This is a genomic window from Paractinoplanes brasiliensis (assembly GCF_004362215.1).
GTDB lineage: Bacteria > Actinomycetota > Actinomycetes > Mycobacteriales > Micromonosporaceae > Actinoplanes > Actinoplanes brasiliensis.
Window position 1 is genome coordinate 6,811,799 of the sequence record NZ_SNWR01000001.1, and the last position, 19,179, is coordinate 6,830,977.

16 protein-coding genes are annotated in these 19,179 nt (G+C 71.0%); 8 read left to right on the forward strand and 8 right to left on the reverse strand.

Annotated elements, in window-relative coordinates; genetic code table 11:
* Position 1: 1 nt before the first annotated feature.
* On the reverse strand, positions 2–1,927 hold the full coding sequence (locus tag C8E87_RS30455) for a PAS domain-containing hybrid sensor histidine kinase/response regulator (protein WP_133876262.1): 1,926 nt from the start codon (positions 1,925–1,927) through the stop codon (positions 2–4).
* A 60-nt stretch (positions 1,928–1,987) separates the two neighbouring features.
* On the opposite strand from C8E87_RS30455, the gene C8E87_RS30460 reads away from it, so the two are divergent.
* The 6 genes from C8E87_RS30460 (at position 1,988) to C8E87_RS30485 (ending at position 9,200) form a co-directional block, all read left to right on the forward strand.
* Positions 1,988–2,803 (forward strand): SAM-dependent methyltransferase, encoded by an 816-nt coding sequence (locus C8E87_RS30460; RefSeq protein ID WP_133876263.1) that lies wholly within the window; start codon positions 1,988–1,990, stop codon positions 2,801–2,803.
* Between the two features lie 72 nt (positions 2,804–2,875).
* Entirely contained in the window at positions 2,876–3,298 is a 423-nt protein-coding gene (locus C8E87_RS30465) for a response regulator (protein ID WP_133876264.1), read from the forward strand.
* A gap of 87 nt (positions 3,299–3,385) precedes the next feature.
* Positions 3,386–5,416, forward strand: a complete 2,031-nt coding sequence (locus tag C8E87_RS30470; RefSeq protein ID WP_133876265.1) for a PAS domain-containing sensor histidine kinase — start codon at positions 3,386–3,388, stop codon at positions 5,414–5,416.
* Between the two features lie 156 nt (positions 5,417–5,572).
* On the forward strand, positions 5,573–7,858 hold the full coding sequence (locus tag C8E87_RS30475; protein WP_133876266.1) for a putative bifunctional diguanylate cyclase/phosphodiesterase: 2,286 nt from the start codon (positions 5,573–5,575) through the stop codon (positions 7,856–7,858).
* A gap of 18 nt (positions 7,859–7,876) precedes the next feature.
* Positions 7,877–8,392 carry a hypothetical protein gene (locus C8E87_RS30480; protein WP_133876267.1) on the forward strand — a complete coding sequence of 172 codons (516 nt, stop codon included), beginning with the start codon at positions 7,877–7,879 and terminating at the stop codon, positions 8,390–8,392.
* Positions 8,393–8,411: 19 nt separating this feature from the next.
* Positions 8,412–9,200, forward strand: coding sequence for a hypothetical protein (locus C8E87_RS30485; RefSeq protein WP_133876268.1), 789 nt, complete (start codon positions 8,412–8,414; stop codon positions 9,198–9,200).
* 37 nt (positions 9,201–9,237) lie between these two features.
* Here C8E87_RS30485 and C8E87_RS30490 read toward each other — a convergent pair whose 3' ends face one another.
* The 7 genes from C8E87_RS30490 to C8E87_RS30520 all read right to left on the reverse strand — a co-directional run bounded on the left by C8E87_RS30490 (position 9,238) and on the right by C8E87_RS30520 (position 16,226).
* Entirely contained in the window at positions 9,238–10,383 is a 1,146-nt protein-coding gene (locus tag C8E87_RS30490) for an ABC transporter substrate-binding protein (protein WP_133876269.1), read from the reverse strand.
* A 183-nt stretch (positions 10,384–10,566) separates the two neighbouring features.
* The gene (locus C8E87_RS30495; protein ID WP_133876270.1) at positions 10,567–11,331 is read right to left on the reverse strand and encodes an ABC transporter permease; all 765 of its coding nucleotides are present in this window, start codon (positions 11,329–11,331) and stop codon (positions 10,567–10,569) included.
* On the reverse strand, positions 11,328–12,152 hold the full coding sequence (locus C8E87_RS30500; RefSeq protein WP_133876271.1) for an ABC transporter ATP-binding protein: 825 nt from the start codon (positions 12,150–12,152) through the stop codon (positions 11,328–11,330). The genes C8E87_RS30495 and C8E87_RS30500 overlap by 4 nt, the downstream gene beginning before the upstream one ends.
* Positions 12,149–12,988 (reverse strand): ABC transporter permease, encoded by an 840-nt coding sequence (locus C8E87_RS30505; RefSeq protein WP_133876272.1) that lies wholly within the window; start codon positions 12,986–12,988, stop codon positions 12,149–12,151. Before C8E87_RS30505 ends, C8E87_RS30500 begins: the two co-directional genes overlap by 4 nt.
* A complete protein-coding gene (locus C8E87_RS30510) occupies positions 12,985–13,980 on the reverse strand; it encodes a TIGR03842 family LLM class F420-dependent oxidoreductase (protein ID WP_133876273.1) in 996 nt (331 codons plus the stop codon). Before C8E87_RS30510 ends, C8E87_RS30505 begins: the two co-directional genes overlap by 4 nt.
* Positions 13,981–13,989: 9 nt before the next feature.
* Positions 13,990–15,390: a dihydropyrimidinase gene (hydA, locus tag C8E87_RS30515; RefSeq protein WP_133876274.1), complete on the reverse strand. Its 1,401-nt coding sequence runs from the start codon at positions 15,388–15,390 to the stop codon at positions 13,990–13,992.
* Positions 15,387–16,226 (reverse strand): nitrilase-related carbon-nitrogen hydrolase, encoded by an 840-nt coding sequence (locus C8E87_RS30520; RefSeq protein WP_133876275.1) that lies wholly within the window; start codon positions 16,224–16,226, stop codon positions 15,387–15,389. The genes hydA and C8E87_RS30520 overlap by 4 nt, the downstream gene beginning before the upstream one ends.
* Positions 16,227–16,418: 192 nt before the next feature.
* Here C8E87_RS30520 and C8E87_RS30525 point away from each other — a divergent pair, with 192 nt between their 5' ends.
* Positions 16,419–17,813 (forward strand): aminotransferase-like domain-containing protein, encoded by a 1,395-nt coding sequence (locus tag C8E87_RS30525; protein ID WP_239080307.1) that lies wholly within the window; start codon positions 16,419–16,421, stop codon positions 17,811–17,813.
* A 17-nt stretch (positions 17,814–17,830) separates the two neighbouring features.
* Positions 17,831–19,132 carry an aspartate aminotransferase family protein gene (locus tag C8E87_RS30530; RefSeq protein ID WP_133876276.1) on the forward strand — a complete coding sequence of 434 codons (1,302 nt, stop codon included), beginning with the start codon at positions 17,831–17,833 and terminating at the stop codon, positions 19,130–19,132.
* The last annotated feature ends 47 nt before the right edge of the window (positions 19,133–19,179 follow it).

Consider the following 19,179-nt stretch of genomic DNA (forward strand, 5'->3'; position numbering starts at 1 on the left):
CTCAGGCCTCGAGGACCTGTTGGATGGCGGTGAGCAGCTGGGCCTTGCTGAACGGCTTCTCGACGAGGGTGACGCCGGGCGCGAGCGTGCCCTGCGAGGCGAGCACCGGGCGGGCGTAACCGGACATGAACAGCACCTTGCTCGCGGGCCGCACCGCGGCGAAGCGCTCGGCCAGGTCACGACCGAGCATGTGCGGCATGACGACGTCGGTGAGCAGCAGGTCGATCGTGCCGTCGTGCGCCTCGGCCAAGGCGAGCGCGGCCTGGCCGTCCTCGGCGATCAGCACCTCGTGGCCGGCGCCGAGCAGGATGCGGTTGAGCACGCCCCGCAGGGCAGGCTCGTCCTCGACTGCCAGAATGGTGGCCTTGCGGCCATCGACGGCTTCGCTCTCCTGCCCGTCGCGGGTGAGGGCAGCCGGCTCGGCGTCGGTGGTCGGGAGCAGGATGGTGAACGTCGTGCCGATGCCCGGCTCGGAGTAGACGTTGAGGTCGCCCCCGGCCGCGGTCACGATTCCGTACACCGTGGCGAGACCCAGTCCGGTGCCCTGCCCGGCCGGTTTGGTCGTGTAGAAGGGCTCGAACGCCCGCTCGATCACCTCGGCCGGCATGCCGGTGCCGGTGTCGCTGACCCGCAGGCGGACGTAGCGGCCGGGGCCGAGGTGCGGCCGGCCCGCGGCGTAATCGCGGTCGACCTGCAGCTCCTCGGTCTCGATGGTCAGTTCGCCCCCGCGTGGCATGGCGTCCCGCGCGTTGACCGCCAGGTTGACCAGCACCTGATCGATCTGTCCGGGATCGGCGGTCACGGCGGGCAGTTCGGGCGACAGCCGTACGGTGAGAGTGATGTGCTCGCCGATCGAGCGGCGCAGCATCTGCTCGATGTCGTTGACGACGTCGTTGATGTCGAGTGGCCGCGGGCGCACGACCTCGCGCCGGGCGAAGGCGAGCAGCTGGTGGGTGAGGTCGGCGCCGCGCTGGGCGGCCCGGGAGATCTGAGCCGCGTCTCCCGCGATCTCGTCGAGCCCGGCTTCCGTGGCCGACTCGGCGATGAACGTCGCGTAGTTGGAGATCACCGCGATCAGGTTGTTGAAGTCGTGCGCCACCCCGCCGGCCAGCTGGCCCAGGCCCTCCAGCCGCTGGGTGCGCTGCAGCTGTGCCTCCACGCGGGCCCGCTCGGCCTCGGCCTGCAACTGCCGCAGACCCTCCTGGGCCCGGACGCGCTCGGTGATGTCCCTGATCACCGCGCAGCGCAACCGGCCCTCGTCGGTCGGCAGCAGGCTGGTCGACACCTCGACCGGGACCGTGGCGCCGTCCATCCGGTGGGCCAGGGTCGGTGCCGCCTCGGGGCCGGGCAGGGGCAGGGGCGTGTCCGGCAGCGAGGGGGTGAGCAGCTCGTCGATCGGGCGGTTGAGCAGCCCCTCCCGGGTCAGTCCGAACAGCTGCTCGGCCTGGGTGTTGGCCAGCACGATCCGGCCGTCGTCGCCGATCCCGACGAACGCGTCCGGTGCCGCCTCGAGCAGCGCCTGCAGGCTGGACTCGAGGCGTTCGCGGTGGCCGACGGCACGGGCGATCACGGTGAAGCCGAGGAACCGGTCGTCGTCGATCAGCGGCGACATCGCCAGCGTGACCAGGATCCACCGGCCGTCGCGGTGGCGCCGCTGGGACCGGAAACGCTCGATCCGGGCGCCCGCGGCCAGCAGCGTCAGCATCTCGCGCTGGTCGCCGCGCCGGTCGGGCGGCACGAGCAGGTCGGCGCTGCGCCCGACGATCTCGCCGGCCGGCCACCCGAGCAGCTGTTCGCTCGCCGGGTTCCACGAGAGCACCGAGAAGTCGGGGCCGACTGTCCAGATCGCGTCGTGGGCCGAGCGCACGACCGCGTCCAGCAGCTGTGCCGGCTCGGCCTGCCGCGTCGACCCGTACGTTTCGCCCATATCAGGATCACGTTAGCGATTTCGGGGGGCCGGTTGGACCGATTTGCCTAGGCTGACCCCGTGAACGTGCTGGGGGAGCAGGCCGCGAGCCTGCCGGAGGTCGATCCTCAGCGTCCGAGCATGTCCCGCATCTACAACTTCCTGCTCGGCGACCGCCACAACTTCGCCGTCGACCGGCAGGCCGCCGCGGCCGCGCTATCGGTGATGCCCGAGCTTCCCGAGATCCTCCGGCTCAACCGTCAGTTCCTGCGCGAGGCGGTGCGCCGCGCCGACGAGGCGGGCATCGACCAGTACCTCGACCTGGGGTGCGGCATCTCGTCGTCCGGCGACGCCTACAACCTCGTCCGCGAGTTGCGGTCCGGCAGCCGGGTGATCGGCGTGGACCTCGAGCCGGTCGCCTTCGTGCACGGGCGTCTTCAGCTCGCCACCGATCCGGCGGCCGACGTCCTCTACGCCGACCTGCTCGACGCTCGCGAGGTGCTGAGCTCCCCGCCCGTACGGCATCTGCTGGATCTTGATCGTCCGGTCTGTCTGCTGCTGGTGTCCGTCGCCCATTTCATCCCCGACACCGACCGCCTGATCGAGGCGCTCGCGATCTATCGTGACGCCGTGCCGCGGGGCAGCCTGCTCGCGCTCACCCATGCCTGCCGCAAAAGGATCTCGCCGGCGGTCGAACAGGTGCGCCGGATCCACAACAACACCACGGCTCCGCAGGCGCCCCGCGACGCCGCCGAGACGGCCGTGCTCTTCGGCGACTGGCCGCTGCTCGAACCGGGCCTGTGCACGTTCGGCGAGTGGTGTTCGGCGCCCGGCCGGCAGTGTGTGGGCAACGAGGCCGAAGCGGCGTTCCTGGTGGGTGTTGCTCGTAAGCCATAACGCGAAATCGGCACATCCCGGACAGGTTTGCGCGCATGCTGAGGGGAGGTGCCCCCGACCAGCGGAGCGAAGATGCCGGTAGTTCTGATCGCCGAGGACGACGAAGACATCGCCCTGATCCTCACCCGGCTCCTCAAACGGGCCGGATACACGGTCCTGCACGCGCCGGACGGGCAGCGGGCTTTCGAGCTGGCGGTGGCCAACCGGCCCGACGTGCTGCTGACCGATCTGGGAATGCCGCGGATGGACGGCCTCGAGCTGACCCGGGCCATCCGGGAACACGCCGAGCTGGGGGACATGCCGATCGTCATGCTCAGCGGGCACCTGCATCCGGGCGACGGCGAGCCGACCTCGGCCGGCGTCTGCGTGGTGCTGCTCAAACCCTGCCCGAACGACAAGCTCCGCGAGGTCGTCAACGAGCTGACCGAGCTGGGCCCGCACGGGCATCAGGGTGCGGACAGCGCCTGCCCGGCGCGGTGGCCGGTGTCGGCATGATTGTCACGCGGCATCTAAATGCGGACCTAGGGTATAAATAGCCCAAGCCCGCGGCCGCGGGCGGGTCGCGCGGGGGATGGGCAACCCATGGTCATCGACGACGCTGTCCTGGCCGACCCGGACCGACTGGGGGCGGTCCGCACGGCCAAGCACGCGCTCGCGGCGTTGCCGCTCGCTCCCGATGCCTTGGCCGCCCTGGCCGCCCGTCTGCTGCAGACGCCCCGGGCCCAGCTCACCCTGGTCGAGCGGGAAGCCGTTCTGCTGGCCGGCGGTCATGGGCCGCCCGATGCCGACGTCGCCCGTTGGACGGTCTCGGCCGGCCGGTCCGTGCACTGCGAGACGCCCTGCGCGTTCCTGTCCGTGCCTGTGCGCGACGCGGCCGGGCGGCCGGTGGGTGCGCTCGCCGTCCTCGACGCCACCGAGCGCCGCTGGAGCGACGACGACGCGCGCATCCTGATGGAGCTCACCGCGCTGGCCCGCCCCGGCGTGAACTCCTCGTACCTGTCCTGCCTGGTCGACAGCCTGCCGGTGGGGGTCATCGCCTGCGACGCCGACGGCGACGTGGTCGTGGTCAACCGGCCCGTCCGCGAACTGATCGGCCTGCCCTCCGACAGCGCACCCCGGCTGTATTCCATGCGGGCGTCCGGCGCCCTGTTCGACGCCGAGGGCCGGGCCGTGCCGTGGCGCGACTCGCCGATCCAGCGAGCCGCGCGGGGCGAGCGGGTCGACACCGACCTGCTCATGCGCGTGGCCGGACGGCGGGAACGGATCCTGGCCGCGACCGCTCAGCCGATCGTCGACGAGGACGGCCGCCACCTCGGGGCCGTCGCCGTCGCCCGCGAGGTCACCGCCCTGCGCCGGGCCGAGCGGTTCCGCGACTGCCACCGGGCCGTCGAGGAGGCCCTGAGAGTGGCCGAGTCCCCGGCCGAGGCCGCGCCCGGCGTGCTGGCCGCGCTCGCCACCACGCTGGGCTGGCCCGCGGCCGAGCTGTGGCTGGCCGACGAGGACTCGGGTGACCTGACCGTCGGCGGCCGCTGGTGCGCGCCGGGCCGTGGCCTCGAGGAGGTGCTGACGTTCGCCCCCGTCAAGGGGGTCGGCGTCACCGGCCGGGTCTGGGCCACCGGCACCTCGCTCTGGGTGCCCGACATCGCCGACTCGTCGGTGCTGCGCACCCCGCTGGAACGTCAGCGCGCGGCGGCGTGCCTGCGTGGGGGCCTGCGGACCGTACTGGCGGTCCCGGTGCGCGACGCCGACACCGTGCTCGGCGTGCTCACCTGTTACGGCGACGCCCCCGAGCCGCATGAGGACCTGCTCGCCCTGCTGCTCGACGGGGTCGCGGCCCGGATCGGCGTGTACGTCGCGCTGCGCCGGGCCGAGGCGCTGGCCCGGCAGCTCTCGCGGGCCAAGGACGACTTCATCGCGCTGGTCAGCCACGAGATGCGGACGCCGCTCACCTCGATCGTGGCCAGCGCGTCGATGCTCGGCGACGAGAAGTCCGGGCTCGACGAGGACAGCCGGGCCATGGTCGATGCCGTGCACCGCAACGCCAGCAGCCTGAGCGCGGTGGTCGACACGTTGCTCGACCTGGCCGGCCTCGACTCGGGGCACGTCGCGCTGCGTGCCGAGCCGGTCGACCTGGCCGCCGTCGTACGGGACGCGCTGGCCGCCGCCGGACCGCTCGCCGAGCTCAACGATGTGCACCTGCGGTACGAGCGGGACGTGCCGCTGCCGATGCGGGGCGACGCGCACCGGCTGCGCCAGGTCGTCGACGACCTGCTGGCCAATGCGATCAAGTACAGCCCGTACGGCGGCGACGTCGACGTGGTGCTGGTCGAGCGGGCCGGCACGGCCGAGCTGACCGTGACCGACCACGGCATCGGCACCCCGGCCGAGGAACGCGACCGCGTCTTCGACCGCTTCTTCCGCGCCAGCAACGTCCGTCACCAGGGCATCGTCGGCAAGGGGCTGGGCCTCAGCCTCGCCCGCACCATCGTCAACCTGCACGGCGGCACCATCCGCCTCGGCGGCCACCCGCCGCACGGCACGACGGTTCTCATCCGCCTGCCGACCTCTCCCGACGGGCGAAACGCTCAGCGGTCTTCGCCGGACGGCCGATGAGACCGATACGGGGGACGACCGTCTGAGGGTTCGGTGACGGGTCCAGGCGTCCCCTCGGCCGGGGTACGAACACCCGAACGGAGACTCTCTGTGAGCGTGGCGTGGCTCTCGGTTAATTGTCCTACGTCGCCGCGCGGTGCTGCCGATTCATCCTGGGTGGCCATCAAGCAGCACGCACCCCTGCGGTACGTCCTGGCCGTCACCGCCGTACTGGTGACAGGCGCGCTGTGGTTCCTGACCCGGATCGGGCCGGACGCCGTCGCGTACCTGTTCATGCCGATCGGCGGTGCGGCCGGTGTCTGGTCGGTCGTCGCGCTGCTGCGCCGCGCCCGGCTCGATCCGGCGGCGCGCCGGTTCTGGCGCCTGCTGTTGATCGCGCTGGCCTTGTTCTCCGCCGGATACGCCTGGCTGGCCGTCGACGCGTTCCGCATCTCCCCGGTGCTGCCCTCCGTCGCGCTGGGCACCCTCGTACCGGCCGGGTTGGGTCTGCTCCTCGCCATGTGGGCCGTGGGCCGGGTGCCGCTGGGCATCACCGGTCAGGCCGACCGCCGCAAGCAGCTGATCGACCGGGCCATCGCGTTCGTGGGCGGCGGCGCGCTGATGTGGAGCTTCGGCCTGGCGCCGTTGATCACCACCCAGCACAGCTTCGGCGACCAGGCGCTCGTGCTGATCGGCCTGACGTTCCTGCTCGGCCTGGGCGGGATCGTCAAGGTCTCCTACATCAACGGCGGCCCGGTCGACCGGGTGGCGCTGCGGCTGATCGCCGGGGCCGCAAGCGTCGCCGCAGGCGTGTCAGTGCTCGCCTTCTACGGCGACGAGGGCGCTCTGCTTGCCCAGTCGGTGGTCATGCCCGCCGCCTTCGTGTTCTCCACCGGCGCCGTGTACATGCAGTGGAAGTCGGCCGGCTCCCGCCCGCGTCGCGCCAACGTGTGGCTGCCCTACCTCTCGGTGCTCGCCATCGACCTGGCCATGCTGAGCGTGCTCCGCGGCGACATGTCGTGGCCCGACCAGATCGTCATCGTCGCCGTCGTGGTGCTCACCGCCCTGATCGCGGTGCGTCAGCTGATGGCCACCCGCGAGAACCGCATGCTCATGCGTGACAAGCGCATCACCGAGGACCGCCTGCGCCACGAGGTCACCCACGACGGCCTCACCGGCCTGGCCAACCGCGGCCTGTTCCGCGAGCGGCTGGCCGAGGCGATCGCGTCCGGCCAGGCCACTGTGCTGCTGGTCGACCTCGACGACTTCAAGACCGTGAACGATTCGCTCGGCCACGACGTCGGCGACGAACTGCTGATCGCCGTGGCCGGGGTGCTCAACGCCGCGGCCCGGCCGGACGGTCTGGTGGCCCGGCTCGGCGGCGACGAGTTCGCCGTCCTGCTGACCGGCGACGAGGTCACCGGCGAGACGGTCGCCGACCGCCTGATCGACGCGCTGTCCGAGCCCGTCGGCCCGCACCGCCTGCTCACCCACTGCAGCGTCGGCATCGCCGGGCACGCCCCCGGCGTCGGGCTCGACGAGCTGCTGCGCCACGCCGACATCGCGATGTACGCGGCCAAGCAGCGCGGCAAGGCGAACCGGGTGCGCTACCACGACGGCATGGAACAGCCCGTGCTGGCCCACGCCCGCCTCGGCGGCGAGTTGCGCCAGGCCTTGGACGACGGCGAGTTCCGCCTGTACTACCAGCCCATCGTCGAGCTCTGCTCGGGCCGCATCGTCGGCGTCGAGCCGCTCATCCGCTGGGAGCACCCCACCCGCGGGCTGGTCACGCCGGGCGAGTTCCTCCCGGCAGCCGAGGCGACCGGCCTGATCGTGCCGATGGGCCGGTTCGTGCTGCGCGAGGCCTGCCGGCAGGCAGCCCGGTGGCTGGCCGAGTTCGGTCCGGAATCGATGCAGAAGATCGGGCCCAACGTGTCGGTGCGGCAGCTGCACGACCCGGACTTCATCGACGACGTGCGCACGATCCTGGCCGAGACCAGCCTGCCCGCCGACCGGCTGGTGCTCGAGCTGACCGAGTCGACGTCGCTGCGCGGCACGCAGGTGTCACGCACCCTGCACCAGTTGCACGCGATGGGCGTACGGCTGGCCCTGGACGACTTCGGGACGGGGGAGTCCTCGCTGAGCCTGCTGCGGTCGTTCCCCGCCTCGATCATCAAGCTCGACCGGTCGTTCGTCGAGGGCATCGAGCTCGACGAACCCGGCACCTCGGCCGCCGACGCCCGCCAAGCGGTGGCCCACGCCGTCGTCCAGCTGGCCGGCGCGCTCGGCCTCGTGACCGTGGCCGAGGGCATCGAGAGCCAGGAGCAAGCCGACCTGCTGCTGCGTCTCGGGTACAGCCTGGGCCAGGGATACCACATGGCCCGGCCGATGCCGTCCGAGCGGATGACCGAGTTGTTCGCCGCGAACCAGGCGCTGGTCGCGGTCGGCGGTGATGCCCGATGAAGGGCATAGGGTTTGGCGATGGAAACCGCGGACGACGGCACCCGGACGGCGCATTCCCTGGCCGGCGCGCTGGCGGCGGTGCACTTCGCCGAGCTGAGCAACGACCGGGCGACCGCGCGGATCATCGACGCCATCGTGGCCTGGGCCGAGGGCCAGGGCTGGCGGGTCTATCGCCGGGCCCCGAGCGTCTTCCCGTTACCACCGCCACTTCGGGGGCACTCAGTGCTCGACGTTGCGTGTGCCCGGCCGGACGGCCCGCCGATCGCGATCGAGGTCGACCGGCTCGACCGGCCCCGCACGGTCGACAAGCTGCTGGCCGAGGCCGCAGCCGGTCGCCTGGCGATCTGGGTCCGCTGGGGCGCGGGCCCGTTCACTGCGCCGCCGCTGCCCGTGCACATGGTCACCCGCCCCGCCGCCCGCAAGGCTGGCGCCTGGCACACGGTGGCCGACCGTCCGCCGCCACGGCACTCGGACGCTCCGATCGAAACCGCCTCCCCGCAGGAACTGCCCTGGGGGCCGGCACGAAACGACTGACGAAAGGCTGGACCAGCACATGAGCACCGGTGTGGTGAACGCCCAAGCCGGGCACTCGGCATCCTGGTGGGGCAAGTTCCTCGACGTGTCCGACCGGTTCGACGCGGCCTCGGTTGCCGAGCACCTCGGCGACGAGATCATCATGAAGATCCCGTCGCGGCTGCTGCGCCGCGAGGCCGAAATCGCCGCCGAGGTCGTCGTGCGGCACCTCAACAAGCCGGCGAGCAGCGAGCTCGCCGAGCGGGCGAACCGGGCGATCGAGCGCCTGGAGGCGACCGTCCAGCGCCTCGACGAGCGGGCCGCCGGCAGCTCCGGCCTGGCCGAGACGTTCGCGCTGTGCCACGTCCTGCGGGGCCGCTTCGCCGAGGGCGCCGCCGAGGCCGAGCGGTTCGTGGGCACGGCGCCGATCCTGGAGGCGTTCATGGAGGCGCTGCGTCTGGAACGGTTCGACAGCCGGCTGGCGCTGCGCCTGATGCGGGCCGGTCAGAGCCCGGAGGTCGCGGTGCGGTCGGGGCTGGCCGTCGGCAAGTACGCCTGGTGGCCGGACTGGCTGCTCACGATCGTGACCGAGAAGGCCGTGGCGGGCACCCTCGACGAGGAGACGATCCAGGCGCTCGACCAGTGCGCGTACGCCGACCTGACCCCGACCCAGGCCCGCGTGGCCCGGCAGCTCCTGCGCGGCGACGAGCAACTGCTGGAGGCGACGGCGCAACGGCTGGAGAGCCTGGGCGCGTACGGGGCGGCGGGCAAACTGCGCGACGGCGACCTGATGGCGGTCGCCCTGGCCGCGCGGATGGTCCCCCTGTGACCGGGGGGGCCATCCGCCGGATCTCAGGCCCCTTGTCTCAGGCGCCGCCCTCGTTCAGGGTGACCTCGGTCGGCTGGAACGACGTGCCGTTGACGTCGATTCCGGCGGCCTTGGCGGCCGTGATCGCCTGGTTGATGTAGTCGTTGGTGAAGGCCAGGCCCTCCGGGGCCTTGGTCAGCACGGTGTCGCCGGTCTGGTTCTTGGTCGTCATCGAGATGTCCACGGTCTGCTTCCAGGCCGCCTCGTCGATCACGCCGATGCCGCCGGGGGCCGGCCAGATCAGCTTGTTGGTCTCGTTGGTCTGCCACAGCTGGTGGCTCTTGCCGAGCTTGGAGCCCTTGGCCACCACCAGGTCGCGGCACTTCTCGGCGTTGTCGCGGCAGAACGCCCAGCCCTTGATCGTGGCGGTCAGGAACTTGACGGTCTGCTGCTGGTACGCGGGGTCGTTGAGCTTCTCGGTGTTGGCCCAGACCGCGTCCTGCAGCATCGAGGAGCCCTCGGTCTTCCAATCGATGATCGAGAAGTCGTCGGGGGTGTAGAGCTTGCCGGTGGCCGGGTTCTTGGCCTCGAGCAGCTGGGCGTACTCGTTGTAGCTCATCGCCTGGGCGGCGTCGATCTCCTTCTTCAGCAGCGCCTGCATGTCGAACTGCTGCTGCACGAGGGTGACGTCCTTGCCGGGGTCGAGGCCCGCCTTGGTCATGCCGGCGAACAGCTCGTACTCGTTGCCGAAGCCCCAGTTGCCCACCTTCTTGCCCTTGAGGTCGGCGGCCTTGGTGATGCCGCTGTCCTTCCAGGCCACCTGGTAGGTGCCGGAACGGCCGAAGATCTGCGCGACGTCGGTGATGCCCGCGCCCTGCTCACGGGAGGCGAGCGCCTTGGGCACCCAGGCGACGGCGTAGTCGGCCTTGCCCTGCGCCAGGACGGTCTGCGGGACGATGTCGACGCCGCCCTCGAGCAGCTGCACGTCGAGGCCCTGCTCTTTGTAGTACCCCTCGTCGACGGCGGCGATGTAGCCGGCGAACTGGGACTGGAAGAACCACTGGAGCTGGAGTTTGACCGGGGTGAGGGCGCCGCCGCTGCCCCCTGGCGCCGGGGTGGCCGAGTCCTGGTCGGCGGTGCCGCAGCCCGCCACGAGCAGCGCGGCCGCCGCTGCCGCAGCAGCAAATATCCGGATTTGTCGCATGTGTTGTCCTCTCGAATTCAGTTGATCATGCAAAGAGGGCGGAGAGGATGCGGGAGTGGTGAATGTGACCGGCGAGGGCCGAGGGCCGAGGGGCGAGGGGCGAGGGGCAGGGGCGAGGGGCAGCGGTGAGGGCTGACGGGCGAGAGGTGTCGGGCAAGCGGCGAGAGCCGAGAGCGGAAGGGGTCAGGTGATGAGGCGGGTGCGCCACGGCATGGCAAGGCGTTCGAGCAGGAGGGTGGTGAGGTAGAAGAGGAGTCCGAGCAGGCAGGCGCCCACCACGAAGGCCCATGCCCGGGGGTAGGCGGTGAACGCGGCGGCCGAGGTGATTCGGGAGCCGAGGCCGGTTTGGAGGCCGCCGAAGTACTCGGCGACGACCGCGGCGATCACGGCCAGCGACGATGCCTGCCGCAGGCCGGTGAAGACGTGGGGGAGCGAGCCGGGCAGCCGCACCTTGCGGGCGAAGGTCCAGCCACTGGCCGCGTACGTGTGCATCAGTTCCTGATGGATCGGGTCGACCTCGCGCAGGCCGCGCAGGGTGTTGATGAAGACCGGGAAGAACACGATGATGGCCGCGACCAGGCGGCGGGGGATGCTGCTGGTCGACTCGAACATGTTGTTGAGGATCGGGGCCAGCGCGATGATCGGCAGCGCGTTGAGCACGGCCGCGAACGGCAGTGACACCTCGGCCAGCGGGCGGAACCGGGCCGACGCCATCGCCGCCAGCACGCCGGCGAGCGTGCCCGCGATCAGGCCGACCAGCGCGTTCGTGCCGCTGGCGAGCGCGGCCTCCCAGATGTTGTCGCGCTGCAGCAGGAACTCGCGCCAGATCGCCGAGGGCGCGGGCAGGATGAACGGCGCTATCCGCCCGGCCGTGACGACGACTTCCCACAACGCGATCGCCCCGGCCCCGACGACCAGCGGCGGCAGCACGCTCCGGACCCACCTCATCGCGTCTCCGCCGGGAGGTCGTCCTGCGCGGAAAGGGAGGGAACGGGCGCCGCGGCGACCGGCGTGCCGCGCAGCGCCTGGCGCACCGTGGTGACGCACTCGAAGTACCGGTCGGACTGCCGGCCCGCCTCGTCCCGGCTCTCCAGCGAGATCGGGATCGACGCCGTGATCCGCCCCGGCCGCGCCGACATCACGACGACGCGGTCCGAGAGGAACACCGCCTCCGAGATCGAGTGGGTGACGAAGACCGTGCTGGTGCCCGTACGGGCGCAGATGCCCAGCAGCTCGGACTGCAGCCGCTCGCGGGTCATCTCGTCGAGCGCGCCGAACGGCTCGTCCATCAGCAGCAGCGGCGGCCGCACGGCAAGGGCCCGGGCGATCGCCACCCGCTGCTGCATGCCGCCGGACAGCTGGGCCGGGTAGTGCCCGGCGAACTCCTCCAGACCGACCAGCGCGAGCATTTCCTCCGCCTTGGCCTTGCGTTCGGCCCGTGACAGCCCGCGCAGTTCGAGCGGCAGTTCCACGTTCTTGAGCACGGTCCGCCACTCGAACAGGCCGGCCTGCTGAAAGGCGATCCCGTACGCCTGTTCCTTGCGCGCGGCCGCGGCCGTCTTGCCCGCCACCGTGACCGTGCCGGCGCTGGGCGCGATCAGGTCGGCGATCAGCCGCAGCAGCGTGCTCTTGCCGCAGCCGGACGGCCCGATCAGCGACACGAACTCGCCCTGTCCCACGGTCAGGTCGACGTCGGACAGGGCCACGACCTCATCCGTACGCCCCTGGTTGAAGATTTTCGTGACGCCCTCGACCCGCACGGCCGTCATAACGTGACCACCTCCACGTGGCGGCGGTGCCGCATCAGCGGCAGTTCCAGCAGGCTGACGAGACCGGCGACGACCAGGCCGAGCAGGGCGGCGCCGAGCATCGCGGTGTAGACCTTGGCGGGGTCGGAGGTGGCCTCGCGGGAGTACTCGATGATGAGCCGGCCGATGCCGCCGCGGGTGCCGGTGGAGATCTCGCCGACCACCGCGCCGACCACCGCCGCCGCCCCGGCCAGCCGCAGCGCCGGGAAGAGGTAGGGCAGCGACGCGGGGAAGCGCAGTTTGACCAGCGTGCGCCACCACCCGGCGGCGTAGCTGCGCATCAGCTCGACCCCGGCCGTCGCGGGCGACTGGAGGCCGCGCAGCATGCCCACCGCGACCGGGAAGAACGCCAGGTAGGCGGCGATCAGCGCGACCGTCATCCATTCCGGCCAGAGCACGTTCCACCCGGCCACCAGCGGCGCCAGCGCGACCAGCGGCACCGTCTGGCTGAGGATCACGTACGGCAGCAGCCCGCGCTCGGCGATCCGGAAGCGCTGCATCGCGATCGCCAGCAGCAGTCCCACGAATGCGCCGATCACGAACCCGGCGGCCGTGATGCCCAGCGTGAACAGGGCGGCCTGGACGACCACGATCCAGACCGGCCGCCCGCCCGTCAGCTCGGGGCGGCCCAGCCGTTCCACCACCGTCCACAGGTGCGGCATCGACAGGTCGTCGGCGCGTGGCAGGACGCGTACGCCGAACACGACCGTGCCCTCCGGGTTGCCGACGAGCTTGTAGCCCTCCCAGAGCACGACGAGGACCGCGAGCCCGGCGAGGACGTACAGGGCCTTCCTCATGAAAGAACCGGGACGATGTGCTGCCCGTACGCGGAAAGGGTCTGCTCTTTGGCGTCGTGCTGCAGATAGACCGCGAACTGGTCGACGCCGAGCGCCTTGAGCTCCTCGAGCCGTTTGAGGTGGTTCTCGACCGGCCCGAGGATGCAGAACCGGTCGACGACCTCGTCCGGCACGAACGTGGCGTGCGTGTTGCCGGCCCGCCCGTGCTCGGCGTAGTCGTAGCCCTGCCGGCCCTTGATGTAGTCGGTCAGCACCTGCGGCACCGTGCCGCCGCTGCCGTACCGCGCGACGATGTCGGCCACGTGGTTGCCGACCATGCCCCCGAACCAGCGCGTCTGCTCCCGCTGATGTGCGAGATCGTTTCCCACGTACGCGGGTGCGGCCACACAGAACTTGATGGCCATCGGATCGCGGCCCGCCTGTTCGGCCGCGCGGCGCACCGCGCCGATCATCCAGGCGGCGATGTCGGGGTCGGCCAGCTGCAGGATGTAGCCGTCGCCCACCTCCCCGGTCAGGGCCAGAGCCTTCGGCCCGTACGCCGCCACCCATACCTCGAGCTTGCTGCCGGGCGCCCAGACGAGCTGCTGCTCGGTGCCCCGCAGCTCGACCTTCTCGCCGTTGGCCAGCCCGCGGATCACCCCGATGGACTCGCGCAGCTGGGCCAGGGTCTGCGGCTGCGCGCCGAGCACCCGCAGCGCCGAGTCGCCCCGGCCGATGCCGCAGATGGTGCGGTTGCCGTACATCTCGTTGAGGGTGGCGAACATCGAGGCCAGGACCGTCCAGTCCCGGGTGCCGGGGTTGGTCACCATCGGCCCGACGACCACCCGTTCGGTCTCGTCGAGGATCTTGGAGTAGATGACGAACGGCTCCTGCCAGAGCACGTGCGAGTCGAACGTCCAGACGTGGCTGAACCCGGCCGCCTCGGCCTGTTTGGCCAGCTCGACCACCTCGGACGCGGGCGGGTTGTTCTGCAGAACGACACCGATGTCCATGCGCGCCCCCTAGAGCAGGTAGTCCGACAGGCCGCGCGGAACGTACTTGCCGCGGCCGGCCCGCCCGGTGTATTCGCCGCCGGACGCGATGACCTCGCCGCGGGACAGGACCGTGTCGACCTTGCCGTCGATCTCCCAGCCCTCCCAGGCCGAGTGGTCCATGTTCATGTGGTGGGTCTCGACGCTGATCCGGGTGCGCCCGTGCGGGTCGTAGAGCACGATGTCGGCGTCCGAGCCGGGCGCGATGATGCCCTTCTTGGGATACATGCCGAACATGCGCGCGGGCGTGGTCGCGATCGTCTCGACCCAGCGGGCCAGCGACAGCTTGCCGTCGACCACGCCCTGATAGAGCAGGTCGACGCGGTGCTCGACGCTGCCGATGCCGTTCGGGATCTTCGAGAAGTCGCCCAGCCCGAGCTCCTTCTGGTCCTTCATGCAGAACGGGCAGTGGTCGGTCGACACCACTGACAGGTCGTTGGTGCGCAGGCCCTGCCACAGGTCGGCCCGGTGGCTCTCGTGCTTGCTGCGCAGGGGAGTGGAGCAGACCCACTTGGCGCCCTCGAAGCCGGGCGCGCCGAGCTGGTCCTCCAGCGTCAGGTAGAGGTACTGCGGGCAGGTCTCGGCGAACACGTTGCGGCCCAGGTCGCGGGCGGCCTTCACCTGTTCCAGGGCTTTGGAGGCGCTGAGGTGCACGATGTAGAGCGGGCAGTCGGCGGCCACACTGGCCAGCCAGATCGCCCGGCTCGTGGCCTCGGCCTCCAGTGCCTGCGGGCGGGTCAGGCCGTGGTGGATCGGGTCGGTCTCGCCGCGTTCGAGGGCCTGCTTGACCAGCACGTCGATGGCCGGCCCGTTCTCCGCGTGCATCATGATCATGGCGCCGTTGTCGCGCGCCTTCTGCATCGCCCGCAGGATCTGCCCGTCGTCGGAGTAGAAGACGCCCGGGTACGCCATGAACAGCTTGAAGCTGGTGATGCCCTCGGAGCCGACGAGCTGGTCCATGGCCTTGAGCGCGTCGTCGTCGACCCCGCCCAGGATCATGTGGAACCCGTAGTCGATGTGGCAGTTGCCGCCGGCCTTGGCGTGCCACGCGGCGAGCCCGTCCTGCACCACCTCGCCGTACCGCTGGACCGCGAAGTCGATGATCGTGGTGGTCCCGCCGATCGCCGCCGCCTTGGTGCCGGTGTCGAACGTGTCGCTGGCCGCCGTGCCGCCGAAGGGCAGCTGCATGTGGGTGTGCGCGTCGACCCCGCCCGGAATCACGTACTTGCCGGTGGCGTCGATGACCTCGGGGCCGTCCGGTGCCCGGCCGGGCGCGTAGATCGCCGCGATGGTCTCGCCGTCGATCAGCACGTCGGCGGCGTAGGGGCCGGTCGGGCCGATCACCGTCCCGTTCTTGATCAGTGTGCTCACAGGTTCACCGTCCGGGTGTAGGTCTCCGGCCGGCGGTCGCGGTAGAACTGCCAGCGTTCGCGAACCGTTTTGATCAGGCCCAGGTCGAGGTCCCGTACGATCAATTCGGGCTCGTGGGTGTCGCCCACCTCGCCGACGAACTTGCCCTCGGGGTCGACGAAGTAGCTCTGGCCGTAGAAGTCGTCGTCGCCCAGCGGCTCGATGCCGACCCGGTTGATCGCGCCGATGTAGTACTCGTTGGCGACCGCGCTGGCCGGCTGCTCGAGCTGCCACAGATAGCTGCTGAGGCCGCGGCTGGTGGCCGACGGGTTGAAGACGATCTGGGCGCCGCCCAGGCCCAGCTCGCGCCAGCCCTCGGGGAAGTGCCTGTCGTAACAGATGTAGACGCCGACCTTGCCGACCGCGGTGTCGAAGACGGGGTAGCCGAGGTTGCCGGGACGGAAGTAGAACTTCTCCCAGAAGCCCTTCACCTGCGGGATGTGGTGCTTACGGTACTTGCCGAGGTAGGAGCCGTCGGCGTCGACCACCGCGGCGGTGTTGTACAGGACGCCCTCCTGCTCCTTCTCGTACATCGGCAGCACCATCACCAAACCCAGCTCGGCCGCCAGGGCCTGGAAGCGCTCGGTGGTCGGGCCGGGGATCGACTCGGCGTACTCGTAGTAGGCGGCGTCCTGCACCTGGCAGAAGTACGGCCCGTAGAACAGCTCCTGGAAGCAGATCACCCTCGCCCCCGCGGAGGCGGCCTCACGGGCGTAATCCTCGTGCGCTTTGATCATCGATTCCTTGTCGCCCGTCCAGGTCGTCTGGACGAGGGCGGCACGAACGATCTCGCTCATCAAAGCCCCTCTCTTCGATGCTCCGGCGCGGTGGCACGCCTGTGATCGTGTGTCTACTCCCCGTTATAGCGGCTGCGCTAGTCCCTGTTGACCCCGCTTGCTCGCGGCGATCGCGCTCTTGCTTGTTGGCTTCGGATGCCGTAGGACACTAACGACACACATTCGGGCGGACAATTGCCTGAACGTAACCAAATGTTTCGGAGAGGTAATTTGCTCGCGCTGATCACGGGTGCTGTCGAGGATCGCAGCGCACGGGGAATTGCCGCGGCCGTGAGCCGCCTGGTGACCGCCGGGCAGCTGACGGCGGGCACCCGCCTGCCGACGGTCCGCGACGTCGCCCGCGAGCTCGGCGTCAGCCCGACCACGGTCAGCGAGGCCTGGCGCAGCCTCACCCGGGCCGGCGCCATCCAGACCCGGGGGCGTTCGGGCACCTTCGTCGCGGCCCCGGTGCTGCCCCGCCAGCGCTGGCGCTATTCACAACTCGGCGGCTCGGCCACCGCGGGGAGCCGGGACCTGTCGACCGGCGTACCCGACCATGATCTTTTGCCGGATCTGACCGACGCGCTCAAGCGGATCGGGGACGGGCGCCTGACCTCGAGTTACCTGGACGAGCCGGTGCTGCCGGCGCTCGAATCGCTGCTGCGCGAGCGGTGGCCCTTCCCGCCCGAGCGGCTCACCGTGGTGGACGGCGCCCTGGACGCGCTCGACCGCGTGATCGGCGAAGTGGTGCGTTTCGGCGACCACGTGGTGGTGGAGAACCCCGCCTTCCCGCCGCTGCTCGACCTGCTGCAGGCGGTCGGCGCCACCGTGGTCGGGGTGCCGATGGACGCGTACGGGATGCGCCCGGACCTGCTGCACGGGGTGCTCGCCGACTATCCCGCGGTCGCCGTCTTCCTGCAGCCCCGCGCCCACAACCCGACCGGGGTCAGCATGGCCGCCACCCGTGCTTCCGAGCTCGCCACCGTGCTGGGCGGCTGCCCCGACGTGCTGGTCGTCGAGGACGATCACGCGGGCGACATCGCGTCCGCCGCGCCGGTCAGCCTCGGCGCCTTCCTGCCGGAGCGGACGGTGCACGTGGCCAGCTTCAGCAAGAGCCACGGCCCCGACCTGCGGCTCGCGGCGGCCGGCGGCCCGGCCCGGGTGATCGGCCCGGTGGCGGACAGGCGGCTGCTCGGTCCCGGCTGGTCCAGCCGGCTGCTGCAGGGCGTGCTGCTCGACCTGCTGACGGATCCCGCTGCCGTCGCGCAGATCGCCAAGGCCCGTTCCGCGTACGCCACCAGGCGCGCGACCCTGCTGGAAGAGCTGCGTGCCCGGGGCGTGACCGCGACCGCCGACGACGGCATCAACCTGTGGATGACCGTCGACGACCAGCAGATCGCCATGGTCACGCTGGCCGCCCACGGCATCGCCGTCTCACCGGGAGCGCCGTTCTGTGTCGCCCCGCTCGACACCGATCACGTCCGGGTGACCGTCGGGCTGGTGTCCGACGGCTTCGCCGACCTGGCCGACATCCTGGCCTCCGCGGCCCTGCTCGACACCCCCGGAAGCGGCACCCGAGTCCGTCCCCATCCCCGAGGCTGGCGATGAACATTTCAGGAGCGACCATGAGCGATGACCTGCTGGCCCGCCACCGGGCGGTGATGCCGGGCTGGATGCCGGTCTACTACGGCGACGACGCCCTCGAGATCGTCGAGGGGTCCGGGCGACGGGTGCGGGGCGCCGACGGCCGCACCTACCTGGACTTCTTCGGCGGCGTGCTGACCAACATGATCGGCTACGACATCCCGGAGATCAACGAGGCCGTACGCAAGCAGCTGGCGACCGGGGTCGTGCACACCTCGACGCTGTACCTGATCCGGCAGCAGGTCGAGCTGGCCGAGCGGATCGCCCGCGTCTCCGGGATCCCGGACGCCCGGGTGTTCTTCACCAATTCGGGCAGCGAGGCCAACGAGACGGCGCTGCTGATGGCGGCCAACGTGCGCCGGTCCAACCAGATCCTGGCGATCAAGAACAGCTACCACGGCCGGACCTTCGCCACCATGGCCGTCACGGGGCACCGCAGCTGGTCGTCGAGTTCGCTCAGCCCGCTCAACGTCTCGTGGCTGGCCTCGGGGGACAGGCTGCGCGGGCGGATGGCCGGGTTGTCCGACGGCGACATCCTCGACGCGGCCGTGGACGACCTGCGTGAGGTGCTGGCCACGGTGACCGCGGGCGATGTGGCAGCCATGATCGCCGAGCCGATCCAGGGTGTCGGCGGGTTCGTGGCCGGCCCGGACGGGCTGCTCGGGGCGTACCAGAAGGTCCTGGGGGAGCACGGGATCCTGCTGATCGCCGACGAGGTGCAGACCGGCTGGGGGCGTACGGGCGAGCATTTCTGGGGTTATCAGGCGCACGGCGTCGTTCCCGACCTGATCACGTTCGCCAAGGGCATCGGCAACGGGTTCGCGCTCGGCGGGGTCGCCGGCCGCGCGGACGTGATGAACGCGGTGCCGGCGATCAGCTTCTCCACGTTCGGTGGCAACCCGCTGTCGATGGCGGCCGGCACCGCCGTGCTCGACTACCTGCTCGACCACGATCTGCAGACCAACGCCGCCCGTACGGGGGCGATCCTGCTCGACGGCCTGCGTGAGCTCGACCTGCCCACGGTGGGCGAGGTGCGCGGCAAGGGCTTGATGATCGGCGTCGAGATCGTGCGCCCGGGCACCCGCGAGCCCGACCCCGCGGCGACGGTCCGCGTGTTCGACGAGTGCCGGGCCGGCGGGCTGCTGGTCGGCAAGGGCGGACTTTACGGCAACGTGCTGCGGATGGGGCCGCCGCTGACCCTCACCGAGGACGAGGCCCGCGAGGGTCTGGCGATCCTGACCGGCGCGTTGGCACGTGTGGACGCCGAGGCTCGGATCGGCTGATCCCGCGATGCGGGACCGTTGGCCCCTTCCCGGGGGCAGGGAGGGGC

Coding starts and splice junctions, on each gene's coding strand:
- C8E87_RS30470 (WP_133876265.1), top strand. CDS start 3,386: ATGGTCATCGACGACGCTGTCCTGGCCGACCCGGACCGACTGGGGGCG.
- C8E87_RS30480 (WP_133876267.1), top strand. CDS start 7,877: ATGGAAACCGCGGACGACGGCACCCGGACGGCGCATTCCCTGGCCGGC.
- C8E87_RS30510 (WP_133876273.1), bottom strand. CDS start 13,980: ATGGACATCGGTGTCGTTCTGCAGAACAACCCGCCCGCGTCCGAGGTG.
- C8E87_RS30455 (WP_133876262.1), bottom strand. CDS start 1,927: ATGGGCGAAACGTACGGGTCGACGCGGCAGGCCGAGCCGGCACAGCTG.
- C8E87_RS30495 (WP_133876270.1), bottom strand. CDS start 11,331: ATGAGGTGGGTCCGGAGCGTGCTGCCGCCGCTGGTCGTCGGGGCCGGG.
- C8E87_RS30500 (WP_133876271.1), bottom strand. CDS start 12,152: ATGACGGCCGTGCGGGTCGAGGGCGTCACGAAAATCTTCAACCAGGGG.
- C8E87_RS30490 (WP_133876269.1), bottom strand. CDS start 10,383: ATGCGACAAATCCGGATATTTGCTGCTGCGGCAGCGGCGGCCGCGCTG.
- C8E87_RS30485 (WP_133876268.1), top strand. CDS start 8,412: ATGAGCACCGGTGTGGTGAACGCCCAAGCCGGGCACTCGGCATCCTGG.
- C8E87_RS30465 (WP_133876264.1), top strand. CDS start 2,876: ATGCCGGTAGTTCTGATCGCCGAGGACGACGAAGACATCGCCCTGATC.
- C8E87_RS30520 (WP_133876275.1), bottom strand. CDS start 16,226: ATGAGCGAGATCGTTCGTGCCGCCCTCGTCCAGACGACCTGGACGGGC.
- C8E87_RS30505 (WP_133876272.1), bottom strand. CDS start 12,988: ATGAGGAAGGCCCTGTACGTCCTCGCCGGGCTCGCGGTCCTCGTCGTG.
- C8E87_RS30525 (WP_239080307.1), top strand. CDS start 16,419: ATGTTTCGGAGAGGTAATTTGCTCGCGCTGATCACGGGTGCTGTCGAG.
- C8E87_RS30530 (WP_133876276.1), top strand. CDS start 17,831: ATGAGCGATGACCTGCTGGCCCGCCACCGGGCGGTGATGCCGGGCTGG.